Source organism: Undibacterium sp. Jales W-56, assembly GCF_025548535.1.
Classification (GTDB): Bacteria; Pseudomonadota; Gammaproteobacteria; order Burkholderiales; family Burkholderiaceae_D; genus Undibacterium.
Window position 1 is genome coordinate 67,055 of record NZ_JAJLQW010000001.1, and the last position, 18,909, is coordinate 85,963.

General features: G+C 53.6%; 18 protein-coding genes and 1 riboswitch. Of the genes, 6 read left to right on the plus strand and 12 right to left on the minus strand.

Annotated elements, in window-relative coordinates; translation table 11 throughout:
• Nucleotides 1-75: 75 nt before the first annotated feature.
• Nucleotides 76-957 (minus strand): phenylalanine 4-monooxygenase, encoded by an 882-nt coding sequence (gene phhA, locus LPB67_RS00375; protein ID WP_262835064.1) that lies wholly within the window; start codon nt 955-957, stop codon nt 76-78.
• 95 nt (nt 958-1,052) lie between these two features.
• A complete protein-coding gene (gene hppD / locus LPB67_RS00380) occupies nt 1,053-2,168 on the minus strand; it encodes a 4-hydroxyphenylpyruvate dioxygenase (protein ID WP_262835065.1) in 1,116 nt (371 codons plus the stop codon).
• 211 nt (nt 2,169-2,379) lie between these two features.
• Between hppD and LPB67_RS00385 the strand changes: the two genes are divergently transcribed.
• Entirely contained in the window at nt 2,380-2,880 is a 501-nt protein-coding gene (locus LPB67_RS00385) for an Lrp/AsnC family transcriptional regulator (RefSeq protein ID WP_262835066.1), read from the plus strand.
• A 7-nt stretch (nt 2,881-2,887) separates the two neighbouring features.
• Here the strand turns inward: LPB67_RS00385 and LPB67_RS00390 are convergent, their stop codons facing one another.
• The 5 genes from LPB67_RS00390 to LPB67_RS00410 form a co-directional block, all read right to left on the minus strand.
• Complete coding sequence (locus LPB67_RS00390) at nt 2,888-3,775, minus strand: response regulator (RefSeq protein ID WP_262835067.1); 888 nt, start codon at nt 3,773-3,775, stop codon at nt 2,888-2,890.
• 225 nt (nt 3,776-4,000) lie between these two features.
• Nucleotides 4,001-4,681: a GNAT family N-acetyltransferase gene (locus tag LPB67_RS00395; protein ID WP_262835068.1), complete on the minus strand. Its 681-nt coding sequence runs from the start codon at nt 4,679-4,681 to the stop codon at nt 4,001-4,003.
• Nucleotides 4,682-4,843: 162 nt separating this feature from the next.
• Complete coding sequence (locus tag LPB67_RS00400) at nt 4,844-6,079, minus strand: multifunctional CCA addition/repair protein (protein ID WP_262835069.1); 1,236 nt, start codon at nt 6,077-6,079, stop codon at nt 4,844-4,846.
• 24 nt (nt 6,080-6,103) lie between these two features.
• Nucleotides 6,104-6,820 carry a glutathione S-transferase family protein gene (locus tag LPB67_RS00405; RefSeq protein WP_262835070.1) on the minus strand — a complete coding sequence of 239 codons (717 nt, stop codon included), beginning with the start codon at nt 6,818-6,820 and terminating at the stop codon, nt 6,104-6,106.
• A 16-nt stretch (nt 6,821-6,836) separates the two neighbouring features.
• Nucleotides 6,837-8,753: a lytic transglycosylase domain-containing protein gene (locus tag LPB67_RS00410; protein ID WP_262835071.1), complete on the minus strand. Its 1,917-nt coding sequence runs from the start codon at nt 8,751-8,753 to the stop codon at nt 6,837-6,839.
• Between the two features lie 121 nt (nt 8,754-8,874).
• Here LPB67_RS00410 and LPB67_RS00415 point away from each other — a divergent pair, with 121 nt between their 5' ends.
• Nucleotides 8,875-9,474 (plus strand): 5-formyltetrahydrofolate cyclo-ligase, encoded by a 600-nt coding sequence (locus LPB67_RS00415; protein ID WP_262835072.1) that lies wholly within the window; start codon nt 8,875-8,877, stop codon nt 9,472-9,474.
• A 254-nt stretch (nt 9,475-9,728) separates the two neighbouring features.
• On the opposite strand, the gene metF is transcribed toward LPB67_RS00415, so the two are convergent.
• From metF to ahcY, 3 genes are all read right to left on the minus strand, one after another.
• A complete protein-coding gene (metF, locus tag LPB67_RS00420; RefSeq protein ID WP_262835073.1) occupies nt 9,729-10,556 on the minus strand; it encodes a methylenetetrahydrofolate reductase [NAD(P)H] in 828 nt (275 codons plus the stop codon).
• Nucleotides 10,556-10,897: a phage holin family protein gene (locus LPB67_RS00425; protein ID WP_262835075.1), complete on the minus strand. Its 342-nt coding sequence runs from the start codon at nt 10,895-10,897 to the stop codon at nt 10,556-10,558. Before LPB67_RS00425 ends, metF begins: the two co-directional genes overlap by 1 nt.
• Before the next feature lie 100 nt (nt 10,898-10,997).
• Nucleotides 10,998-12,452, minus strand: coding sequence for an adenosylhomocysteinase (gene ahcY / locus LPB67_RS00430; RefSeq protein ID WP_410482683.1), 1,455 nt, complete (start codon nt 12,450-12,452; stop codon nt 10,998-11,000).
• 26 nt (nt 12,453-12,478) lie between these two features.
• Nucleotides 12,479-12,557: riboswitch (S-adenosyl-L-homocysteine riboswitch) on the minus strand.
• A gap of 139 nt (nt 12,558-12,696) precedes the next feature.
• Here ahcY and LPB67_RS00435 point away from each other — a divergent pair.
• Nucleotides 12,697-13,806: an alkane 1-monooxygenase gene (locus LPB67_RS00435; protein ID WP_262835076.1), complete on the plus strand. Its 1,110-nt coding sequence runs from the start codon at nt 12,697-12,699 to the stop codon at nt 13,804-13,806.
• Between the two features lie 89 nt (nt 13,807-13,895).
• Here the strand turns inward: LPB67_RS00435 and LPB67_RS00440 are convergent, their stop codons facing one another.
• Both LPB67_RS00440 and LPB67_RS00445 read right to left on the minus strand, forming a co-directional pair.
• Nucleotides 13,896-14,438: an adenine phosphoribosyltransferase gene (locus LPB67_RS00440; protein WP_262835077.1), complete on the minus strand. Its 543-nt coding sequence runs from the start codon at nt 14,436-14,438 to the stop codon at nt 13,896-13,898.
• 90 nt (nt 14,439-14,528) lie between these two features.
• Nucleotides 14,529-16,511: a monovalent cation:proton antiporter family protein gene (locus LPB67_RS00445; protein WP_262835078.1), complete on the minus strand. Its 1,983-nt coding sequence runs from the start codon at nt 16,509-16,511 to the stop codon at nt 14,529-14,531.
• 119 nt (nt 16,512-16,630) lie between these two features.
• Between LPB67_RS00445 and LPB67_RS00450 the strand changes: the two genes are divergently transcribed.
• Genes LPB67_RS00450 through lptC form a run of 3 tightly spaced genes read left to right on the plus strand, consistent with a single transcriptional unit; the run spans nt 16,631 to nt 18,851 of the window.
• Nucleotides 16,631-17,656: an SIS domain-containing protein gene (locus tag LPB67_RS00450; protein WP_262835079.1), complete on the plus strand. Its 1,026-nt coding sequence runs from the start codon at nt 16,631-16,633 to the stop codon at nt 17,654-17,656.
• The gene (locus LPB67_RS00455; RefSeq protein WP_262835081.1) at nt 17,656-18,201 is read left to right on the plus strand and encodes a KdsC family phosphatase; all 546 of its coding nucleotides are present in this window, start codon (nt 17,656-17,658) and stop codon (nt 18,199-18,201) included. The genes LPB67_RS00450 and LPB67_RS00455 overlap by 1 nt, the downstream gene beginning before the upstream one ends.
• Nucleotides 18,198-18,851 (plus strand): LPS export ABC transporter periplasmic protein LptC, encoded by a 654-nt coding sequence (gene lptC / locus LPB67_RS00460; RefSeq protein ID WP_262835082.1) that lies wholly within the window; start codon nt 18,198-18,200, stop codon nt 18,849-18,851. Before LPB67_RS00455 ends, lptC begins: the two co-directional genes overlap by 4 nt.
• Nucleotides 18,852-18,909 lie beyond the last annotated feature (58 nt).

Sequence of the window (18,909 nt, forward strand, 5' to 3'; positions counted from 1 at the left end):
CGGAATGACATGTGTTTCGCATGAAAAAAAGCATACTGCTTTTTGAGCGGTATGCTTTTAATCGGATGGTTTGTTTTAGCCTATAAGTTCAACTTCTCCAGGCAATAAACTATTCGCCGGCAGCGCGTCCAATTGCTTCAGCTTCTCATAGTACGGCGCAAAATCCGGTGCCGTTCCATCGAATAATTCCTGGAAGCTGTTGATCACAAAATAGCTTTCCTGATACGAATCGATTTTGTACAAGGTGCGCAGGCAGCGTTGTACGTCGAGATGAAGGTGGCGCGAACCGGTGCCTGGTTTCAGGCAATATTCGACTTCGCCGCCGGATGACAAAATGCCCGCGCCGTAGATGCGCAGACCTTCCGGTGTGTTGATCAGGCCGAATTCGACCGTGTACCAATACAGCCGTGCCAGATAATCGAGACCGCCTAAATCCATGGCTTTCAAGCCGCCTTTGCCATACAACTGCATGTAGTCGGCAAACACCGGATTGAATAACATCGGTACATGACCGAAGTAATCATGGAATACGTCAGGCTCAACGATATAGTTGAATTCTTCCGGTGTGCGCAGCCAGACCGTGACCGGAAAACGGCGATTCGCCAGGTGTTCAAAAAAAGTGAATTCGGGTATCAGGCCCGGTACGGCAACGATGCGCCAGCCGGTGGCTTTGAATAATTCTGCGGAGGTCTGCTCAAAATCAGGGATGCCATGCGCGGCATCCATCTTATGCAGCGCTTCGATAAACTCCTGGCAGGCACGACCCGGCAACAAGGCTTCCTGGCGTTGGTACAGCTTGCGCCAGAGCTCGTGCTCTTCTTCGGTGTAGGTATCCCAATTTTGATGCACAACATATTGTGCATCAGCCAGTTTGTAATCGCCGCGTAAGGCAGCACCATCGGATTTTTCGGCAACTGTGGCCAGAAAGTCTTCATTGGAAACAGTGGCGGTAGTCATGATATGGGTCTCCTTCATCATGCAAAAAAGGTCAGCGGGCGACATCCAGAGTCGTCGGTCCGGTTGACCTTGTATTCTCTTAACGAGTCGCTGGATCAGGCCGGTGCTTTATCGTCTTTAAGAACGCCACGACGAATCTGATCAAGTTCGATCGATTCAAACAGGGCGCGGAAATTCCCTTCACCAAAACCCTGGTCGCCTTTGCGTTGAATGATTTCAAAGAAGATAGGGCCAATCACGGTCGTGGTAAAAATCTGCAATAACAATTCGCGCGATGTCTCGGTGCTCTTGCCATCCAGCAAAATCCGCAGCTTGCGCAATTCTTCGAGATTTTCACCGTGACCCGGCAAGCGGCGATCGACCAGATCGTAGTAAGTGTCGATCGTATCCTGGAACACCACGCCGTCCTTTTTCATATCGCCGACGGTTTTATACACATTGTCCGTGCCCATCGCGATGTGCTGCACGCCTTCGCCGTGGTACAGATCCAGATACTCTGCGATCTGGGATTTATCATCCGACGATTCATTGATAGGAATGCGAATCTTGCCGCAAGGTGAAGTCATGGCTTTGGATTTCAGGCCGGTGTGCTTACCGGCGATATCGAAGTAACGGATTTCGCGGAAGTTGAACAAGGTCTCATAGAAATCGGCCCACTCCTTCATGCGACCGCGGTGCACATTGTGGGTCAGATGATCGATGTAAGTCAGGCCGCTGCCAACCGGATTGGAATCGACTCCGGGAATGGCCACGAAGTCGGCGTCGTAAATACTGATATTGCCAATGGCACCGTCTTGCGCGCCATCTTTGCCATGCCAGCGATCGACGAAATAAATCAACGCATCACCGATGCCTTTGATTGCCGGAATATTCAATTCCATCGGGCCGGTTTTGTTATCGAAGCCCCATGCGCCGAGGTCGAGCGCACGTTTGTAAGCGGCATTCGCATCTTTGACGCGGAACGCAAAAGCACATACGGATGGGCCATGTTTGCGGGCAAATTTTTGGGCGAAAGAATCGGGCTCGGCATTGATGATGAAATTCACGCCGCCTTGACGATATAAAGTCACATCCTTGGTACGATGCTTGGCAATCGCGGTAAAACCCATAGTCACGAACAAGTCGCCCAGCGCTTTTGGATCGGGTGCGGCGTATTCGATAAACTCAAAACCATCGGTACCCATAGGGTTGTCCCAAGTTTGGAAAGTCATGCTTGTCTCCTGAAGTAATCGTCATAGCATCTGCGCTACGGTAGCAACATCGTGCCAGTGCGCCGGATGGCGGCAATCAAGGTCAACTATTTTTGACATAGATTATGTTCTCAGTATAGTTCGTGATTCACGCCATTAAATTGCAAAATAACCCAAGGATTACTGTATTTAGGCAATAATATTGCTAATTAATATTAATTATTGGCAGACTATGACGGCAATTTCTTTGGATAAGATTGATCGCAAGATCCTGGCGATTTTGCAGGCCGATGGGCGCCTGACCAATCAGGAGGTGGCAGAGCGCGTAAATTTATCGCCATCACCCTGCCTGCGGCGGATCAAGCGCCTGGAGGAGAGCGGCGTGATCCGCAAATACGTTGCCCTGCTGGAGCCTGCCAAAATCGGCCTGGGTTTGCTGGCCTATGTGAATGTGCGGCTGGAGAAACATAACGACGCTCCCGGAAAAGGCGCGTCGCGTTCACCGCGCAATGATTTCGCGGCATCGGTGGAACAGTGGCCGGAAATCGTTGCCTGCTACGCGATGACGGGCGAAATGGATTATCTGTTGCGGGTGCATGTCGAGAATATGGACCACTTCTCGCGCTTCATGATGGAAACCTTACTGCGGCACCCGGCGGTGCTCGACGTGAAATCGAGCTTTGCCTTGCAGCAGATTAAGGATACGACCGCATTGCCGGTGTTGAGCGCCTGATGGATTGCTAGATCGTTGACTGGGCCAGCGATATATGTCCGGCGGAGGTCTCACGTGCACTAGGCAAAAAGCGGGCGATGGTTGAGAGCAATTCGTTTTCGTCGACCGGTTTGCCAATATACGCATCGCAGCCCGCCCAGCTACCGCGGAATTTGTCGAAGGCAGACGATTTGCTGCTTAACATGACCACCGCGGTATTTTTGGTGCCCGCGTTGGATTTGATATGTTTGCAGACTTTGTAGCCATCGATTCCCGGCATCAGGATGTCTAAAAATACGCAGGTGTATTTCTTGACCTCGGTCATGGCAATCGCCTGTTCGCCGTTTTCAGCGTAATCGACGTCAAAGTGGAAGGGCGCTAATTTGATGCGCATAAACGCGCGAACGGTGGCGCTGTCATCGACCACCAACACGGATTCGGCAGCCTTTTTGGGAATGTATAAAGCTTCTGGCAGCTGTTTTTTATCGATGGTGCGGCGATACGTCTGACCGTCCCAATGCTGCTCACCGCCTTGCTGGCGGCGGCTGCGCTCTTGCAGTGCGGCGTGCATCAAGTCATCGAGCTGACCGAACAGGCGCATCCAGTGTATCGGTTTTTGTATCAAGGGCCATTCCACAGCGACAGCCGGATCGCGGCCGATTAACACGGCTGGCGCATGGATATTTGGCGAGCGTTTTTCCAGTTCTTGCAATGCCTCTGCATTATCGGTATTCACCAGATAAATGTCGGGCCGATCTTCTTCCAGACTAGGCTCGGCGTAGCAAAAACTTCTGCGTCCCGTGAGCCGGAAGGTGGATGCCAGCATCGTTTTTTCGGCATCGGAAAACCCCAGCATTTCGAGGATGAACTGACGGCTATCGTTGTTGGGCGTTTTTGCTGCAGACGTCTGGTTCATGATGAAAATATGTCCCTGGTAGTATGGATAGGCCGGTTTTTATATTGTTGTTGGCGAAATGATAACACAGTATTTTATAACGATGAATAGCATCGTAGGCCCTTCTGGTTTTGTGATTTGGTGGGATTGCTGTGAATTAATTTTTGTGACAGGTGAGCGCCACCGGAGTTTGCCCGCGTGCTTCAGGGATTAATTCAAGCAGAGCGCATCTACGATAAGAGGTCCTTACTCGTCTTTTGTGCCGGACAAATTGCCCAGCCATTTAACCGCGGCGCGGGTATTCGCCTTGATGGTGTAATCCAGGGCCGCAACTTGCTCTTGCATGGCTTCTTTCAGGACGCTGACTGCATCGGCGGGTAATAATTTGAGGTAGGCATCCGCTTCACCATATTCTCTATGGATTTCCATGCCCGCTTTTTTTGCGATATGGATCATGGTCTGATTCGACGACAGGCAATGCATGTAGAGTGTATCGACATCCGCATTGCGGCAATGGATGGCGCCACGCTCGAATAGTTTAAAGCCGACACCTTTGCCGCGCGCTGATTCTGAAACCGAGACGCCGAATTCAGCAATTTTCTCTTTGTCCGTAATGTCATCTTCGGGTTGCCGCGGCGCGAACGCCAGATGACCCACGCCCACCAGTCGGAAATGTGCGCTCATGACGCCAAATACTTTATCGCGTGAAAAGTCGATACCCTCCACATATTTAGTGATCATCTCATCGGGTAAATAGGTGCCAAAACGCAGCAGCCGGTCGCTCTCCTTGAGGGCCAGAAAGTGGCGCAAAATGCGGCGCCGGTCTTTTTCCGATAATTCCTTGACGAACACAGAGTGCTTGGCTGCCGACTTGGGCTCGGTAGCCTGACCATCTTTGTCATGGGGCAATAGGTCTGATGCGTTCATGGCAATCCTTCCGGTAAAGCAAATTGTGCGATGCACAATTTCTCGCTTCATTGTAGGCGAACACTCAGGATTATTCCAGAAAACCTGTAGGAGCTATGTTGTTTTCAGCCGGTTTTTAGTTGATTTTGCCTGAAAACTGGATCGCAATAGTCCTGAAAATGCTTACTTGAATGCAAGTTTGTACGCCCGTACTGCCGCTACCCGGGCTTGATGGATTGCCGCTGCAATTTGTTGCGGCTGACCTGGGAAACCTTGCGCAATCTCGCCCGCCGGCACTTGCTGCGCCGCTTTCAATGCCTGGGCCAGATAATCGGCTTGCGGGAAACTTACATCAGGTAAATTCGCACGGCCAAAACAATCCGACTGCGCGGCTTGCAGCAATTCTAAAAACCGTTGCGGTTTGCGAAAGGCATCGCTACGTTCCAGCAGCGCGACGATGGTGTCTGGCCGCAGTTCAAATGCGCGTCCGATATTGCCGTGGTCGCGTGCCGTCATGATAGCCAGATCGCGACAGTCATTCGGTATTTTTAAACGCTGGCAGAGCGCTTCTACCAGATCGACACCCAACTGCTCGTGTCCATGATGACTAGGCCAGGCGGCAGGCGGGGTCGCTCCTTTACCCAGATCATGCATCAATGCGGCAAACCGTACCGCCAGCGAATAGCCTTGCTGTGCCGCATAATCGACCACCATCATGACGTGCACGCCGGTATCGATTTCGGGATGATGCCTGGCAGGCTGCGGCACGCCCCACAAGGCATTTAATTCCGGCAGCAGGCGCGCCAGCGCGCCGCAATCACGCAGCACCTCAAACATGCGGGAGGGGCGTGCTTCCATCAGTCCGCGCGCCAGTTCCTGCCAGACGCGTTCCGCTACCAGGGCATCGACTTCGCCGGCATTCACCATGTCTCGCATCAACTGATTGGTTTGTGCAGCGACCGTGAACGCATGCGGCTCTACCGAAAAACGCGCAGCAAAACGCGCGACGCGCAAGATGCGGACCGGATCCTCGGCGAAGGCGGCCGACACATGGCGAAAAACTTTTTGCCGTAAGTCGGCCTGACCGCCAAACGGATCGATCACATTGCCGTCTTCATCTTGCGCCATGGCGTTGACGGTCAGATCGCGACGAACCAGGTCCTGCTCCAATGTGACCCCGGCATCGGTATGGAATACAAAGCCTTTATAGCCGGGCGCTGTCTTGCGCTCGGTCCTGGCAAGCGCATATTCTTCATGGGTTTTCGGATGCAGGAATACCGGAAAATCTTTGCCGACCGGTGTGTAACCGAGCGCCAGCATGGTCTCCGGGGTGGCGCCGACCACCACATAATCGCGGTCTTGCACCGGCAGGCCAAGCAAGCGATCCCGTACGGCACCACCGACGATATAAGTCTTCATGGCCTTGCTTATGCGGAGTGTGGATCAGAATGCCGGGCGCGCATCATGGCCAGGCATATCATGCGTTTCGACTTCGGCATCGCGTATCCATTCGGCGACGGCCGGATGCGCCGTGACGCGCTCGACATAGGCTTGCAGCGCCGGTGCCAGCGATACGCCATAGGTACGAAAACGCATGACGACAGGCGCGAAATACGCGTCGGCAATCGAAAAATCGCCGAATAAAAATTGATGCGCACCGTAACCGGACAGGCAATCTTCCCAGATTTCGCAGATGCGGCCGATATCTGCCTGCGAGCCTATGGTACGGCCTTTACCGGGTAATTTGGCACGGATATTCATTGGCATATCGAAACGCAGGGCCGCAAAGCCGGAATGCATTTCAGCGCAAACGCTGCGTGCCATCGCGCGTGCGGCAATGTTCTCCGGCCACAAATTTAGCAGAGGAAATTGCTCCGCTAAAAATTCACAAATTGCCAAAGAATCCCAGACCGTCACCTCATTCGCCAGCAATACCGGAACGCGGCCAGCCGGAGAATATTCCAAGATTTGAGCGGTTGTACCTGGTTTGCCTAGCAGGATGAGAATTTCTTCAAACGGAATCCCGAATGCCTTCATCACGACCCATGGGCGCATGGACCAGGAAGAGTAGTTTTTATTGCCGATCACGAGCTGCAGACGAGGTTTTTTATTGTCAGTGAGTAGCGCAGCGAGCGCGGTCTCTAATTCGGTGTCTTGCATAAAAATTTTAAAATAATTAAGGTAAATCGGAATCCGTCGCTGACATGCCTTTGGGGGTCACGGTACCTAAACGTGCTTTCAGCGACTGTGGTTTTTTTTCAAATAAGGCCGCATAGTAAGTCGCGTTCGACAACACGTTTTTGACGTAGCCGCGGGTTTCGGAAAACGGGATGGTCTCGGCAAAAATCGCGCCTTCGACCGGGTGTGTCAGCGTGGCACGCCAGGCCCGCGGCCGGCCAGGCCCCGCATTGTAGGCCGCCGATGCCAACGCCTGCGAACCGCCCAGATCAGTCAGCACCATATTCAGGTAATTGGTGCCGAGTGCGATATTGGTGTCGATGTCATTGACCTGGTCCGGCACGAAACTGCCGAGACCGATTTTCTTCGCCACATAGCGTGCGGTAGCCGGCATGATTTGCATCAGTCCGGACGCACCGACATGCGATTTGGCACTCATGATAAAGCGCGATTCCTGACGGATCAAACCGTACACCCAGGCCATATCGAGCCCCAGCGCCTGCGTCGTTTTATACATGCTGTCGTTAAACGGCGTCGGATAGCGCTGGCTGAAATCCATCTCCGCCTTGGTGCGATCCGAGGTATTGACCATGCGATCGAGCAGATTATTTTGCCGTGCCAATTCGGCGGCGGCGATGTGCTGGCGCTCATTCATTTTGCGCAGCTCCCAATTCCATTCGCGGGTGCCTTCAAAGCGCAGATTCATTGCATAAAACCGCAATGCTCTTCGCAGACCGAGATTCTTTTCCATCGGTGCTAATTCTTCGGCAGTCACCGGCTTGACGGTCAAAGGCACGCCGATTTTCTGACCGCGTTCTTCGAGTGCGAGCTGACCATAAAAATGCAATTGATCCGCGATGCCGGCAAACATGGCCTGGGCTTCTTCGTTCCTGCCCTCATTCTTCAGCGCACGGGCATACCAGTAGATCCAGACCGGCTCGTTTTTCAGGCTCGCCGGCATCGCCGCGATGGCGCTTTTAACCAGCTTCCACTCGCCTTCACGCAAGGCGGTTCTGACGCGCCACTGGTAGCCTTCCAGAGACAAGTTCGCGCCTTCGGCCCGCTGCCAGTAACCGAGCGCTTCAGGTTGCAATTTGAGGGCGGTTTGCAAAGCGATATGCGCCCATCCCTGCGCTCGCTCGGCATCGCTGAATTTGCCGCTATACCGCGACAAGGTATCGGCGGCCTCGTCGGGGTCGGTTTTTGCCAGGCGGCCCAATGCAAGCAGGTATAACTCGTGAGAGACTTTGCCGGATTCCGGCGGTTTTTTCAGTAAAGTTGTTGGCTTATCGATCGCCTGCACGATCCGCTTTTCGGTAATGTCGAGCAGCTTCGCCAGCCTTTGTGCCAATGGCAGTGCGCCGTTTTCGGCAGCGATGCGCATTTGCGCCCACAAGTCGGCTTCACTGAATTGGCCGCTCTCAGACAGGTAAGTCACCAGCGAATAACAGCCGGCACCGTAATCGCGCGGGGCGGTCAGCAAGGCACGTGCGGCGTCGGCGACTTTTTGTTGCTTGACGGCTTTTGACAGCAATGCATAGCATTTGAGCTGGGTATCGTCGGCCACGACGAATTGCGGATATTGGATGTCAAACGTCTCCCAGTCGCCGCGCTGGCCTAGCAGCAACAGCCAGTCGTTGCGCAGGCGGTCGGCGATCGCGCTGCCTTCATATTGCGTTAAAAAAGCCTGGAATTCACTTGCGGAAGCGGTACGGAACCGGGTTTTCAGCCGGTAATAATCGACATAAGAGGGGATGTCGAAGTTTTTCAGTGCCGCTGCATGCAGTTCGGCTTGGGCCGCATCGTCATGCATCGCGGCATCGCGCAAGGCCATGAAGTGATCGTCATCATTGACAAAACTCTTGTTGCTTTTTGCCGCCGCCACGCTAGCCTGCAAGGATAAAACTGCTAACATGCAAAGGCTGAGCGGTAGCGCGTATTTTCGTCCAGGCGCTGGTCCGGATTGACTGCTACGACCGGCGATTTTCTTGATTGACCACATTTTCTACCGCTTCCATCTTGATGTTTTTGACAGTATGACACAGCCCACCCAGCAAACAAGCCTGAGCGCACAAAACACCGCCAATTCTGCCGCGCAGATCAGCCGTAGCCGATTGCGCAAGCAATTGCTGGATGCGCGGCGCGCCAGTGCCGTAGAGGACAGGGCGATTTGGGATCGGCAAATAGGCCAGCAAGTCATCGCCTGGTGCCGGCAGCAACAGATCAAAAGCCTGGGTGTATTCTGGCCAATCCAGGCTGAACCCGACCTGCGCGACTGCTATGCGCAACTGCATCAGATGAAGGTACAACTGGCCTTGCCGCTGGTGCCCGGCAAAGACCAGGCGCTACAATTTTTGCGCTGGGTTCCCGGTGACGCAATGGGGCAGGACGATTACGGCATCCCGGTTCCGGCGCAACGTTCGCAATGGATGCAACCAGAGGCCCTGCTGATTCCCTGCGTGGGATTTAATTCCGACAATTACCGGCTCGGCTATGGCGGCGGCTTCTACGACAGGACGCTGGCCATTGCGCCGCGACCTAAAGCGGTGGGCATCGCCTATTCGCTGGCGCATGCAGAGTTCGCTGCCGATACGCATGATGTGGCGATGGATAGGGTGTTGACTGAAAAAATTTAAAGGGAATTTCCAAACCTGATCCGTATATTGCATGCGTCTTTAAGAGTGAAAATGCTCGGAAATGTTCATGAGGATTGAGGATGGGGTTTTAAATCTTTATCGTTGATTTTAGTCAGAACTAGTTATAAGGATTGCATCCGATTGGGATGAAATATCGAAATAGAGTTCGCAATACCGGTGCGGCTCTTGGCGCATTTTCATGCTAACAACCGCACTGGTATTGCGGACTCTATTTTTTAGATCAGCTCAAACCACTACACCAGACGCTGCCAGATCGCCGTCGTCGCTGCGGCTTGATTCAGCGAATAAAAATGCAAGCCTGGTGCGCCGCCTGCCAGCAGGCGTTCGCATAATTGCGTGACGACGTCGAGACCGAAGGCTTTGATTGAGGCGCTGTCGTCGCCGAAACTGGCTAGTTTTAATCGTACCCAGCGTGGGATTTCTGCGCCGCACATTTCTGAGAAGCGGATCAACTGGCTGCTGTTGGTGATCGGCATGATGCCAGCCACGATCGGTGCCGCGACGCCGGCTTTTTGCGCTAACTCTACGAACTGGAAGTAGGCATCGGCGTTGTAAAAATATTGGGTGATCGCGGCGTTGGCACCGGCGTTCATCTTGCGCACGAAGTTTTGCAGGTCGTCTTGCGGCGAGCGCGCTTGCGGGTGCATTTCCGGGTAGGCGGCGACTTCGATATGGAACCAGTCGCCGGTTTCTGCGCGGATAAATTCGACCAGTTCATTCGCATAGCGGAATTCGCCCGCCGCACCGTAGCCGCTCGGCAGGTCGCCGCGCAATGCGACCAGGCGATGGATGTCGTGCGCCTGATATTGTTTCAGAATGTCGCGGATGGAGTCGCGCGTGCCGCCGACGCAGGACAGGTGTGGCGCTGCCGCATAGCCTTCCTTGCGGATGTCGACGACGGTATCGAGCGTGCCTTGCTGTGTGGTGCCGCCAGCGCCGAAGGTGACTGAAAAATACTTGGGTTGCAGTTCGGCGAGCTTGGCGCGTGTGACACGCAATTTCTCTGCGCCTTCCGGCGTTTTTGGCGGGAAAAATTCTATGCTGAAATTATGGGAAGACATTATTTTTGCAGAAGTAAAGTTGAGAGCGTCCAGGAAATCACGCTATATAACAAGGCACCGCTGACGGCAGCCCAGAATCCGGCGACATGGAAACCGTTGACCATATTGGCGACAGCCCAGAACATCAGGCCATTGATGATGAAGATGAAGAGTCCCATCGAAAGCACCGTGACCGGCAGCGTCAGCACGACCAGGATAGGGCGGATGATGGTGTTCACAAAACCCAATACCAGTGCGACGATCAAGGCGGTTGCGAAGCTGTCGATAGACACAGAATGCATAAGATAGGGCAGGGCGAGTAAGGCGAGGCCGTTGATGATCCAGGTGGCAAGCAGGCGCATGGGTTCTCCAGTGTGACAAGTTGAAGGGCAAAAATAGTGCTATCAATTGCCCTCTCCCGCCAGCGGGAGAGGGGCTTTCGCATCCTACCAAATCTGCTAATTAATAACGATATTGCTCCGGCTTGTAAGGACCGTTCTTGCTGACGCCGATATAGGCGGCTTGTTCGTCGGTCAGTTCACTTAACTGCGCATTGAGTTTTTTCAATTGCAGGCGGGCGACTTTTTCGTCCAGATGTTTTGGCAGTGTGTAGACTCCGACCGGGTATTTGTCATTGTTGATGAACAATTCGATTTGCGCGATGGTTTGATTCGCAAATGAGGAACTCATGACATACGATGGGTGACCGGTGCCGCAGCCGAGATTGACCAGGCGACCTTCCGCCAGCAGGATGATGCGTTTGCCGTCGGGGAAGATCACGTGATCGACTTGCGGCTTGATGTTTTCCCAGGTGTATTGCTTCAAGGCGGCGACGTCGATTTCATTGTCGAAGTGACCGATGTTGCAGACAATCGCCTGGTCTTTCATCTTCAGCATGTGGGCATGGCTGATGACGTGGTAGTTGCCTGTGGTGGTCACGAAAATATCGCCATGTTCTGCCGCGTATTCCATGGTCACCACGCGATAGCCTTCCATTGCTGCCTGCAGGGCGCAGATAGGATCGATTTCTGTGACCCAGACTTGCGCGGACAAGGCACGCATCGCCTGTGCCGAACCTTTGCCGACATCGCCATAGCCCGCGATGACGGCCACTTTTCCGGCGATCATGACGTCAGTTGCACGCTTGATGCCGTCGACTAAAGATTCACGGCAGCCGTACAGATTGTCGAACTTGGATTTGGTGACGGAGTCATTGACATTGATCGCGGGGAAGGCGAGTTTGCCTTCTTTGTGCATCTGGTACAAACGATGCACGCCTGTCGTCGTTTCTTCGGTTACGCCTTTGATCGCCGCCAGACGTTTGGAGTACCAGGTCGGGTCAGTTTTAAGGTGAGATTTGATCGCGTTGAACAGGCAGATTTCTTCTTCTGAACCTGGGTTTGCCAGCACAGAAATATCTTTCTCTGCCCGCGTGCCCAGGTGCAGCAACAAAGTCGCATCGCCGCCGTCATCCAGAATCATGTTGGAATAGCCGCCATCCGTCCATTCAAAAATACGGTGCGTGAAATCCCAGTATTCATCCAGGTTTTCGCCTTTGAAGGCGAATACCGGCGTGCCGCCCGCCGCGATTGCCGCCGCTGCGTGATCCTGCGTCGAATAGATGTTGCAGGAGGCCCAGCGTACCTGCGCGCCGAGGGCATTCAGGGTTTCGATCAGTACCGCAGTCTGGATCGTCATGTGCAGCGAGCCTGTGATGCGCGCGCCTTTTAGCGGTTGGCTGGCGGCGAACTCTTCACGAATCGCCATCAGCCCCGGCATTTCTGTTTCGGCAATCTGGATTTCTTTACGGCCCCAGCCAGCGAGGCTGATATCGGCGACGAAAAAGTCTTGGGTGGATTTTGTTGCGGAGTTTGAAACGGATGCGGTGGCTGCGGTTGTCATGGTGGTGGCGTTCATCACGCCCTCCTTTCTAAATGAAAAAAGTAACGTGAGCGCAGTTGCGGTGTTGATCATCCAAGCCTGGCGAAATAGCAAGATTTCGTCGCAACGCTCCTCGGATTGCCGCGATTATAGCGCAAAAGCAGCGCCAGATTCGGCACTTTGCGTTTTTTGACGGTTCATTATGAATACGGTAAATCATGATTTTGATGCTATATTGGTATCAGTGATTTCTCCAATGTTGACTTGCAAAGGTGTGTCGATGTCCAACGCCAAGCCTGCACCGAACTCGTCTCGCTCAAGTTTTGTAGCGCGCTGGCTGTGGCCTTTGCGCTTTGTGTTGATCCTGACGATTCCTTTATCATTATTTGATGCATTTCGTTTCGGTCAGGCAAGTCAAAGCCCGAATTTGTTCGCGTTCTGGCCGGTCTTCGTGATGTACGGGATTTTGACTGCGCTGGATTATCTGGTGGGTAAAGATACTTCGCAACCCGCTGAGGATGTGCGGACGATTCCCTTGTATCGCTGGCTTGCATTAGCGGCTTTGCCGGTGCAGTTCTTGTCGCTGTGGTGGGGGCTGCATGTGTTTACGGCGGTGAATTTTAACTGGGTAGGTCAGGCGGGCTGGATTTTATCTGTCGGGGCAGTGTCGGGCACGCTGGCGATTACCGTGGCGCATGAGTTGATACACAAACCGACCCGGCTGGAACAATGGGCGGGCGGCATCTTGTTGTCATCCGTCTGCTACGGCGGTTTCAAGATTGAGCATGTGTATGGACATCATGTGAATGTATCGACGCCGCTCGATGCCTCGTCTGCGAAGCTGGGGCAGACGGTGTATGAATTTATTCCGCAAGCGGTATGGCATAACACCCGCAATGCCTGGCTGCTGGAGGCAAAACGGCTGAACAAGCGCGGGCTGGGCTGGTGGCGCAACGAGGTGTTGTTGTGGTCGGCGATCTCGGTTTTATTTGCCAGTGCTGCCTTCGCATTCTTTGGTTGGGCGGGCCTGGTGTTTTTTATCGGGCAATCGGCGGTCGCTTTTTGCGAGCTGGAAGCGATCAATTATGTCGAGCATTACGGCCTGACCAGACAAGCTGCCGGCAACGGCTATGAACGCGTCCGGCCCGAGCATTCGTGGAATTCGAGTTACCGCCTGATGAACTGGTTTTTGATGAACCTGGCGCGGCATTCCGACCATCATGCGTATGCATCCCGGCGCTATCAGGAGCTGCGGCATTTTGCCGAGGCGCCACAGCTGCCGGGCGGGTATGGCGCGATGGTGGTTCTGGCATTTTGCCCGCCCTTGTGGTTCCGGATTATTCATCCGCGCATACCCGCTCACGTCAGACAAACCGGGGAGGCGACATAAAAAAGGAGCAAATCCCGAGTCGGATTTGCTCCTTTTTATTCGCCTGATGATATCTTGCCGATGGCTGCGATTGCGTTTAAGGATGAAGTTTAATGACCGGCAAAATCGCAGACCGTATACACCGGCAAGCCACTGTCTTTAATCAGTTTTGATCCGCCTAATTCGGGCAAGTCCACAATCACGGCACCCTCGACGACGGTAGCGCCTAAACGTTCCAGCAGTTTTTTGCCGGCCATCATGGTGCCGCCGGTGGCGATCAGGTCGTCGATCAGTACCACGCGGTCGCCCGTTTTGCAGGCATCGGAATGGAGTTCTACGGTGGCGCTGCCGTACTCGAGTTCATATTGCTCGGAGACCGTGTGAAACGGCAGCTTGCCTTTTTTACGGATAGGCACAAAACCGAGATTCAATTCATAAGCGACTACCGAGCCAATGATGAAGCCGCGCGCATCGAGGCCGGCGACGATATCGAGTTTGGCATCCATATAGCGATGCACGAACATGTCGATCAGTACCCGGAATACCTTGGGGTTTTGCAGCAAAGGCGTGATGTCGCGGAACATAACGCCTTGCTGCGGCCAGTTTTCCACGGTGCGGATATGTTCTTTAATGTAGTCGGATGGATTGAACATCACAGCTTGTCCTTGAAGAGATAGAGTCGATTCATGCAACAGATTGACGCAATCGCATGCACCAATCGATGGGATAAAAAATATAACCCGCTATTTTAACAGCCGCAGCTCGGCTCTTGCGACTGCTTCTGCGGTACCTCGCACGACAATCACATCGGCGGCTTGCAAGATGATTTCTCTGGTCTGGTCGAGACGGCTTTTGCCACGCCGGACCGCAGTCACATCGACTTCGAGCTTAGCGAGATCTAATTCGTTGAGGGTTTTGCCAATCGCTTTGGCACGTTCGGTCAGGAATACCGTATGCAAGCGAATTTGCATATTTTCCGGGCCGTCAACCATGTCGCTGGCACCGTGGAAGAAGCCGCGCAAGGATTCATAGCGCTCATCCCTGGCGGCCTGCACCCGGTGCACCACGCGGCGTAGCGGTACTCCGAGCTGAACCAATGCGTGCGAGGCCAGCATCAGGCTGCCTTCCATGATCTCCGGCACGACTTCGGTAGCGCCTGCTTCGCGCAGTTTATTCAGGTCGGTATCGTCATGGCTACGTACGATGACGGGCAGGCTGGGGTTGAGTTCCTGCACCAGATACAGGATTTTTAAGGCTGACTGGGTATCGGTATAAGTCACCACCAGAGCGGCTGCCCGCTTGACGCCGGCGGCTACCAGACTCTCGCGGCGCCCTGCATCGCCATACGAGACATTGGCGCCTGCCGCCTGCGCTTCGCGGATCCGGTCCGGATCCAGATCGAGCGCATGGTAATCGAATTTTTCTTCCGCCAATAAGCGCGCCAGGCTTTGGCCGCTACGGCCGAAGCCGGCAATGATCACATGCTTTTGGATGCTCATAGTCCGTGACGCGATTTGCGTCAACGCCAGTGACTGCATCATCCATTCATTGGCGGATAGTTTCATCACGATCGCATCGGACTTGGCCAGGATAAACGGTGACGCCAGCATCGACAGCACCATTGATGCCAGGATCAATTGCACCAGCAAGGGATCGATCATCTGCAGGCCACCAGCCTGATTCAATAAGACGAAACCGAATTCACCGGCTTGCGCCAGCCCTAAGCCGGTTCTGAGCGCGACGCTGGTGGTGCTGCCGAATAATTTGGCGAGACCGGCGATCAGCACGAACTTGAGGAACACCGGGCCGATCAGCAACATCAAGACCAGAACCGGATGTTCGGACACCAGGCGCATGTTCAGCAGCATGCCGATGGTAATAAAAAACAAGCCAAGCAAGACGTCACGGAAGGGTTTGATGTCCTCTTCAACCTGATGTTTGTATTCAGTCTCAGAGATCAGCATGCCGGCAACGAAGGCGCCGAGTGCCATCGATAGCCCGGCACGCTCGGTCAGCCAGGCGGCACCGAGCGTAATCAATAACAGATTCAGCATGAATAATTCTTGCGAGCGGCGCTTCACCACCATGCTGAACCAGCCGCGAATTAATTTTTGTCCGAGAAACAGCAGCAAGAACAGAATCAGTATGGCTTTGCCGCTGGCCCATGCCAGCGTTTCCATTAACTCCCCCGATTTGGACGCCAGAGCCGGAACCAGAATCAGCAACGGGACAACAGCCAGATCCTGGAATAACAAGACGCTGATGATTTTGCGGCCGTGCGGACTCTCGAGTTCCAGTTTTTCGGTCAGCATTTTCGACACGATGGCGGTCGATGACATGGCGAGCGCGCCACCCAGCGCAAACGCGGCTTCCCAGCCGATATGGAAATATTGCGGCAGCCAATAGCTGGCGGCGAGGCCGAAACCCAAACTGGCGGCGATCGTCATCAAGACCTGCGCTAAACCGAGGCCGAATACGGTATTGCGCATCGACATCAATTTCGACAAAGAAAATTCTAAACCGATGGAAAACATCAAAAATACAACGCCGAATTCGGCCAGCTCATGCGTGGTTTTGCTGTTTTGCGCCAGGCCAAGCCCGAATGGGCCGATCAGGCCGCCGACCACCAGATAGCCCAGCATGGGCGGCAATTGCAACATGCGAAAAGCCACAACGCCGAGTACCGAGGCGGCTAAGAGAAGAAGAGTGATATCCAGTGCATTCATGGTGACTATTATTGCTTAGTTGTTCAAAAAAACGAACAATATTCACCTGGCGGCAACTTTATCTGGTTCCAATTAACTGGCAGAGTTTTTGCTTGGTCAATTTCGTTTATACTTTGGGGATGAGTACCTCTAAGCTTATTTCCTCTCCGGCCGCATCAGAAGCGGCAACCAGCCGAGCCTTGCAACTGGCCTGTGAAACCCTGCAAATTGAAGCAGATGCGATTCAGGCGATGCAGGCCAGACTGTCTGATGATCATGGCGCGGCATTCGCCCAGGCGACGCAATTGCTATTGCATTGTCACGGGCGCGTGGTGGTTTCCGGCATCGGTAAATCCGGTCATATCGCGCGCAAGATTGCGGCCACCTTCGCTTCTACGGGTACGCCAGCCTTGTTCGTCCATCCTGCCGAAGCGGCGCATGGCGACCTGGGCATGATCACACCGCAAGACGTGTTTATCGGCATCTCTTATTCCGGCGAAGCGGCTGAACTGATGTCGATTTTGCCTATCATCAAGCGGCTCGGCGTGAAGCTGATCACGATGACCGGCAATCCTGCTTCCAGCCTGGCCGATCTGGCGGATGTGCATCTGAATGTCTGGGTAGCGAAAGAAGCTTGCCCATTGAATTTGGCGCCGACTGCCAGCACGACCGTCACATTGGCGCTGGGAGACGCCTTGGCGGTCGCGGTGCTGGATGCCCGCGGATTCCGTGAAGAAGACTTTGCCCGGTCGCATCCCGGCGGTGCTTTAGGCCGTCGCTTGCTGACCCATGTACGCGATGTGATGCGTACCGGCGATGCGATACCGCAAGTCGCTCCCGACACCAAATTGACGACGGCTTTATTGGAAATCACCAAAAAAGGGATGGCGATGACGGCAGTAGTCGATCAGGACCAGCGCATTGTTGGCGTGTTTACCGATGGTGATTTACGTCGTCTGATGGAAAGCGTGCAGGATTTTTCAAAAATCAGCATTGCCGATGTCATGCATAAAAATCCGCGCAGCATTCGTGCTGAACAACTGGCGGTCGAGGCAGTCGAAGTCATGGAGACACACCGGATCAACCAGTTGCTGGTCGCCGATGAGACCGGTAAATTGGTCGGCGCCTTGCATATCCACGATCTGACGCGCGCCAAGGTGATTTGATGAGTCTGGCACTGAATTCCAAAGAAAATGCGATCGCTAAAGCTTCTAAAGTGAAGCTGATGATTTTTGACGTCGATGGTATTTTGACCGATGGCAGTTTGCATTTCGGTCCGGATGGCGAAGTCATGAAGACCTTTAACGTGCTTGACGGGCAGGGCATCAAATTATTGCAGCAGGCCGGCATCCAGACCGCCATCATCAGTGCGCGGCAATCCGCGATTGTGGCCAGGCGCGCCGCCGATCTGGGCATCACCCACGTAAAACAGGGCATCCATGACAAAAAGACGGCGTTCCTGGAATTGCTCGCTGAATTGAATGTGCTGCCGGAGCACTGCGGTTTTATCGGGGATGACGTGATTGATTTACCGGTGCTGACACGTGTCGGCTTTGCCGCCAGTGTGCCGAATGGACATGCGGTAGTCAGAACCCGGGTGCACTATGTGACGCAGGCTGCTGGCGGCGCCGGTGCGGCTCGCGAAATTTGCGATTTTATTTTACGCGCCCAGGATAAATACGAATTGGCACTGGCGACTTATCTGACATGAAATATGCATTTTCATTAGACCGGTTTCGTATCTGGCTGGCGGTTGCCGTGCTGGCGATTATCGCGCTCGGCAGCTTTTGGGTATTGGAAGTGCTGCGTCGCAACGATGACGATGGCAATGCACGCTCTTCCGCAAGAAGCGAGCCGGATTATTATGTAGAGAAATTTAATTTCATTAAATTATCGAATAATGGGCAAGCCAATTTTCATGTGGCAGGTGAACGCTTAACCCATCATCCGCGTTACGATAATTTTGAAATTCAACAACCTCGCATCAATAGTTTTGACGAAGAAAAAACGCCGGTAACGATCAGGGCGGATAAGGCAATTGTTGAACAAAAAAACGCTCAGGGACAAACACCGAGCCTGGTGCCCAAAGAGAGCGACGAAATTCATTTGTATGGCAATGTGAACATGGAGCGGCCAGATACGACGACGGCAAAATTCATGCGTCTGCAAACCGATTATCTGCTGCTGTTACCCGACGTAAGTATCATGAAAACCGACAAGGCGGTAACGCTGTACTCAGGCAGATCAGAAACACATGCGATAGGCATGATTGCGAATAATGCGACGCAGGAAGTGCAGTTGCTAAGCAAAGTGCGTATGAGCATAGATCGTCCGAATTCAAAGCGGACATCCACTAATTAAGAGGGAGAGCGAATAATGAGCTTTCAATATCCAAAAAATACCCGGCTAAGCAGATGCT

Coding starts and splice junctions, on each gene's coding strand:
- phhA (WP_262835064.1), bottom strand. CDS start 957: ATGACTACCGCCACTGTTTCCAATGAAGACTTTCTGGCCACAGTTGCC.
- hppD (WP_262835065.1), bottom strand. CDS start 2,168: ATGACTTTCCAAACTTGGGACAACCCTATGGGTACCGATGGTTTTGAG.
- LPB67_RS00385 (WP_262835066.1), top strand. CDS start 2,380: ATGACGGCAATTTCTTTGGATAAGATTGATCGCAAGATCCTGGCGATT.
- LPB67_RS00390 (WP_262835067.1), bottom strand. CDS start 3,775: ATGAACCAGACGTCTGCAGCAAAAACGCCCAACAACGATAGCCGTCAG.
- LPB67_RS00395 (WP_262835068.1), bottom strand. CDS start 4,681: ATGAACGCATCAGACCTATTGCCCCATGACAAAGATGGTCAGGCTACC.
- LPB67_RS00400 (WP_262835069.1), bottom strand. CDS start 6,079: ATGAAGACTTATATCGTCGGTGGTGCCGTACGGGATCGCTTGCTTGGC.
- LPB67_RS00405 (WP_262835070.1), bottom strand. CDS start 6,820: ATGCAAGACACCGAATTAGAGACCGCGCTCGCTGCGCTACTCACTGAC.
- LPB67_RS00410 (WP_262835071.1), bottom strand. CDS start 8,753: ATGTTAGCAGTTTTATCCTTGCAGGCTAGCGTGGCGGCGGCAAAAAGC.
- LPB67_RS00415 (WP_262835072.1), top strand. CDS start 8,875: ATGACACAGCCCACCCAGCAAACAAGCCTGAGCGCACAAAACACCGCC.
- metF (WP_262835073.1), bottom strand. CDS start 10,556: ATGTCTTCCCATAATTTCAGCATAGAATTTTTCCCGCCAAAAACGCCG.
- LPB67_RS00425 (WP_262835075.1), bottom strand. CDS start 10,897: ATGCGCCTGCTTGCCACCTGGATCATCAACGGCCTCGCCTTACTCGCC.
- ahcY (WP_410482683.1), bottom strand. CDS start 12,452: ATGAACGCCACCACCATGACAACCGCAGCCACCGCATCCGTTTCAAAC.
- LPB67_RS00435 (WP_262835076.1), top strand. CDS start 12,697: ATGTCCAACGCCAAGCCTGCACCGAACTCGTCTCGCTCAAGTTTTGTA.
- LPB67_RS00440 (WP_262835077.1), bottom strand. CDS start 14,438: ATGTTCAATCCATCCGACTACATTAAAGAACATATCCGCACCGTGGAA.
- LPB67_RS00445 (WP_262835078.1), bottom strand. CDS start 16,511: ATGAATGCACTGGATATCACTCTTCTTCTCTTAGCCGCCTCGGTACTC.
- LPB67_RS00450 (WP_262835079.1), top strand. CDS start 16,631: ATGAGTACCTCTAAGCTTATTTCCTCTCCGGCCGCATCAGAAGCGGCA.
- LPB67_RS00455 (WP_262835081.1), top strand. CDS start 17,656: ATGAGTCTGGCACTGAATTCCAAAGAAAATGCGATCGCTAAAGCTTCT.
- lptC (WP_262835082.1), top strand. CDS start 18,198: ATGAAATATGCATTTTCATTAGACCGGTTTCGTATCTGGCTGGCGGTT.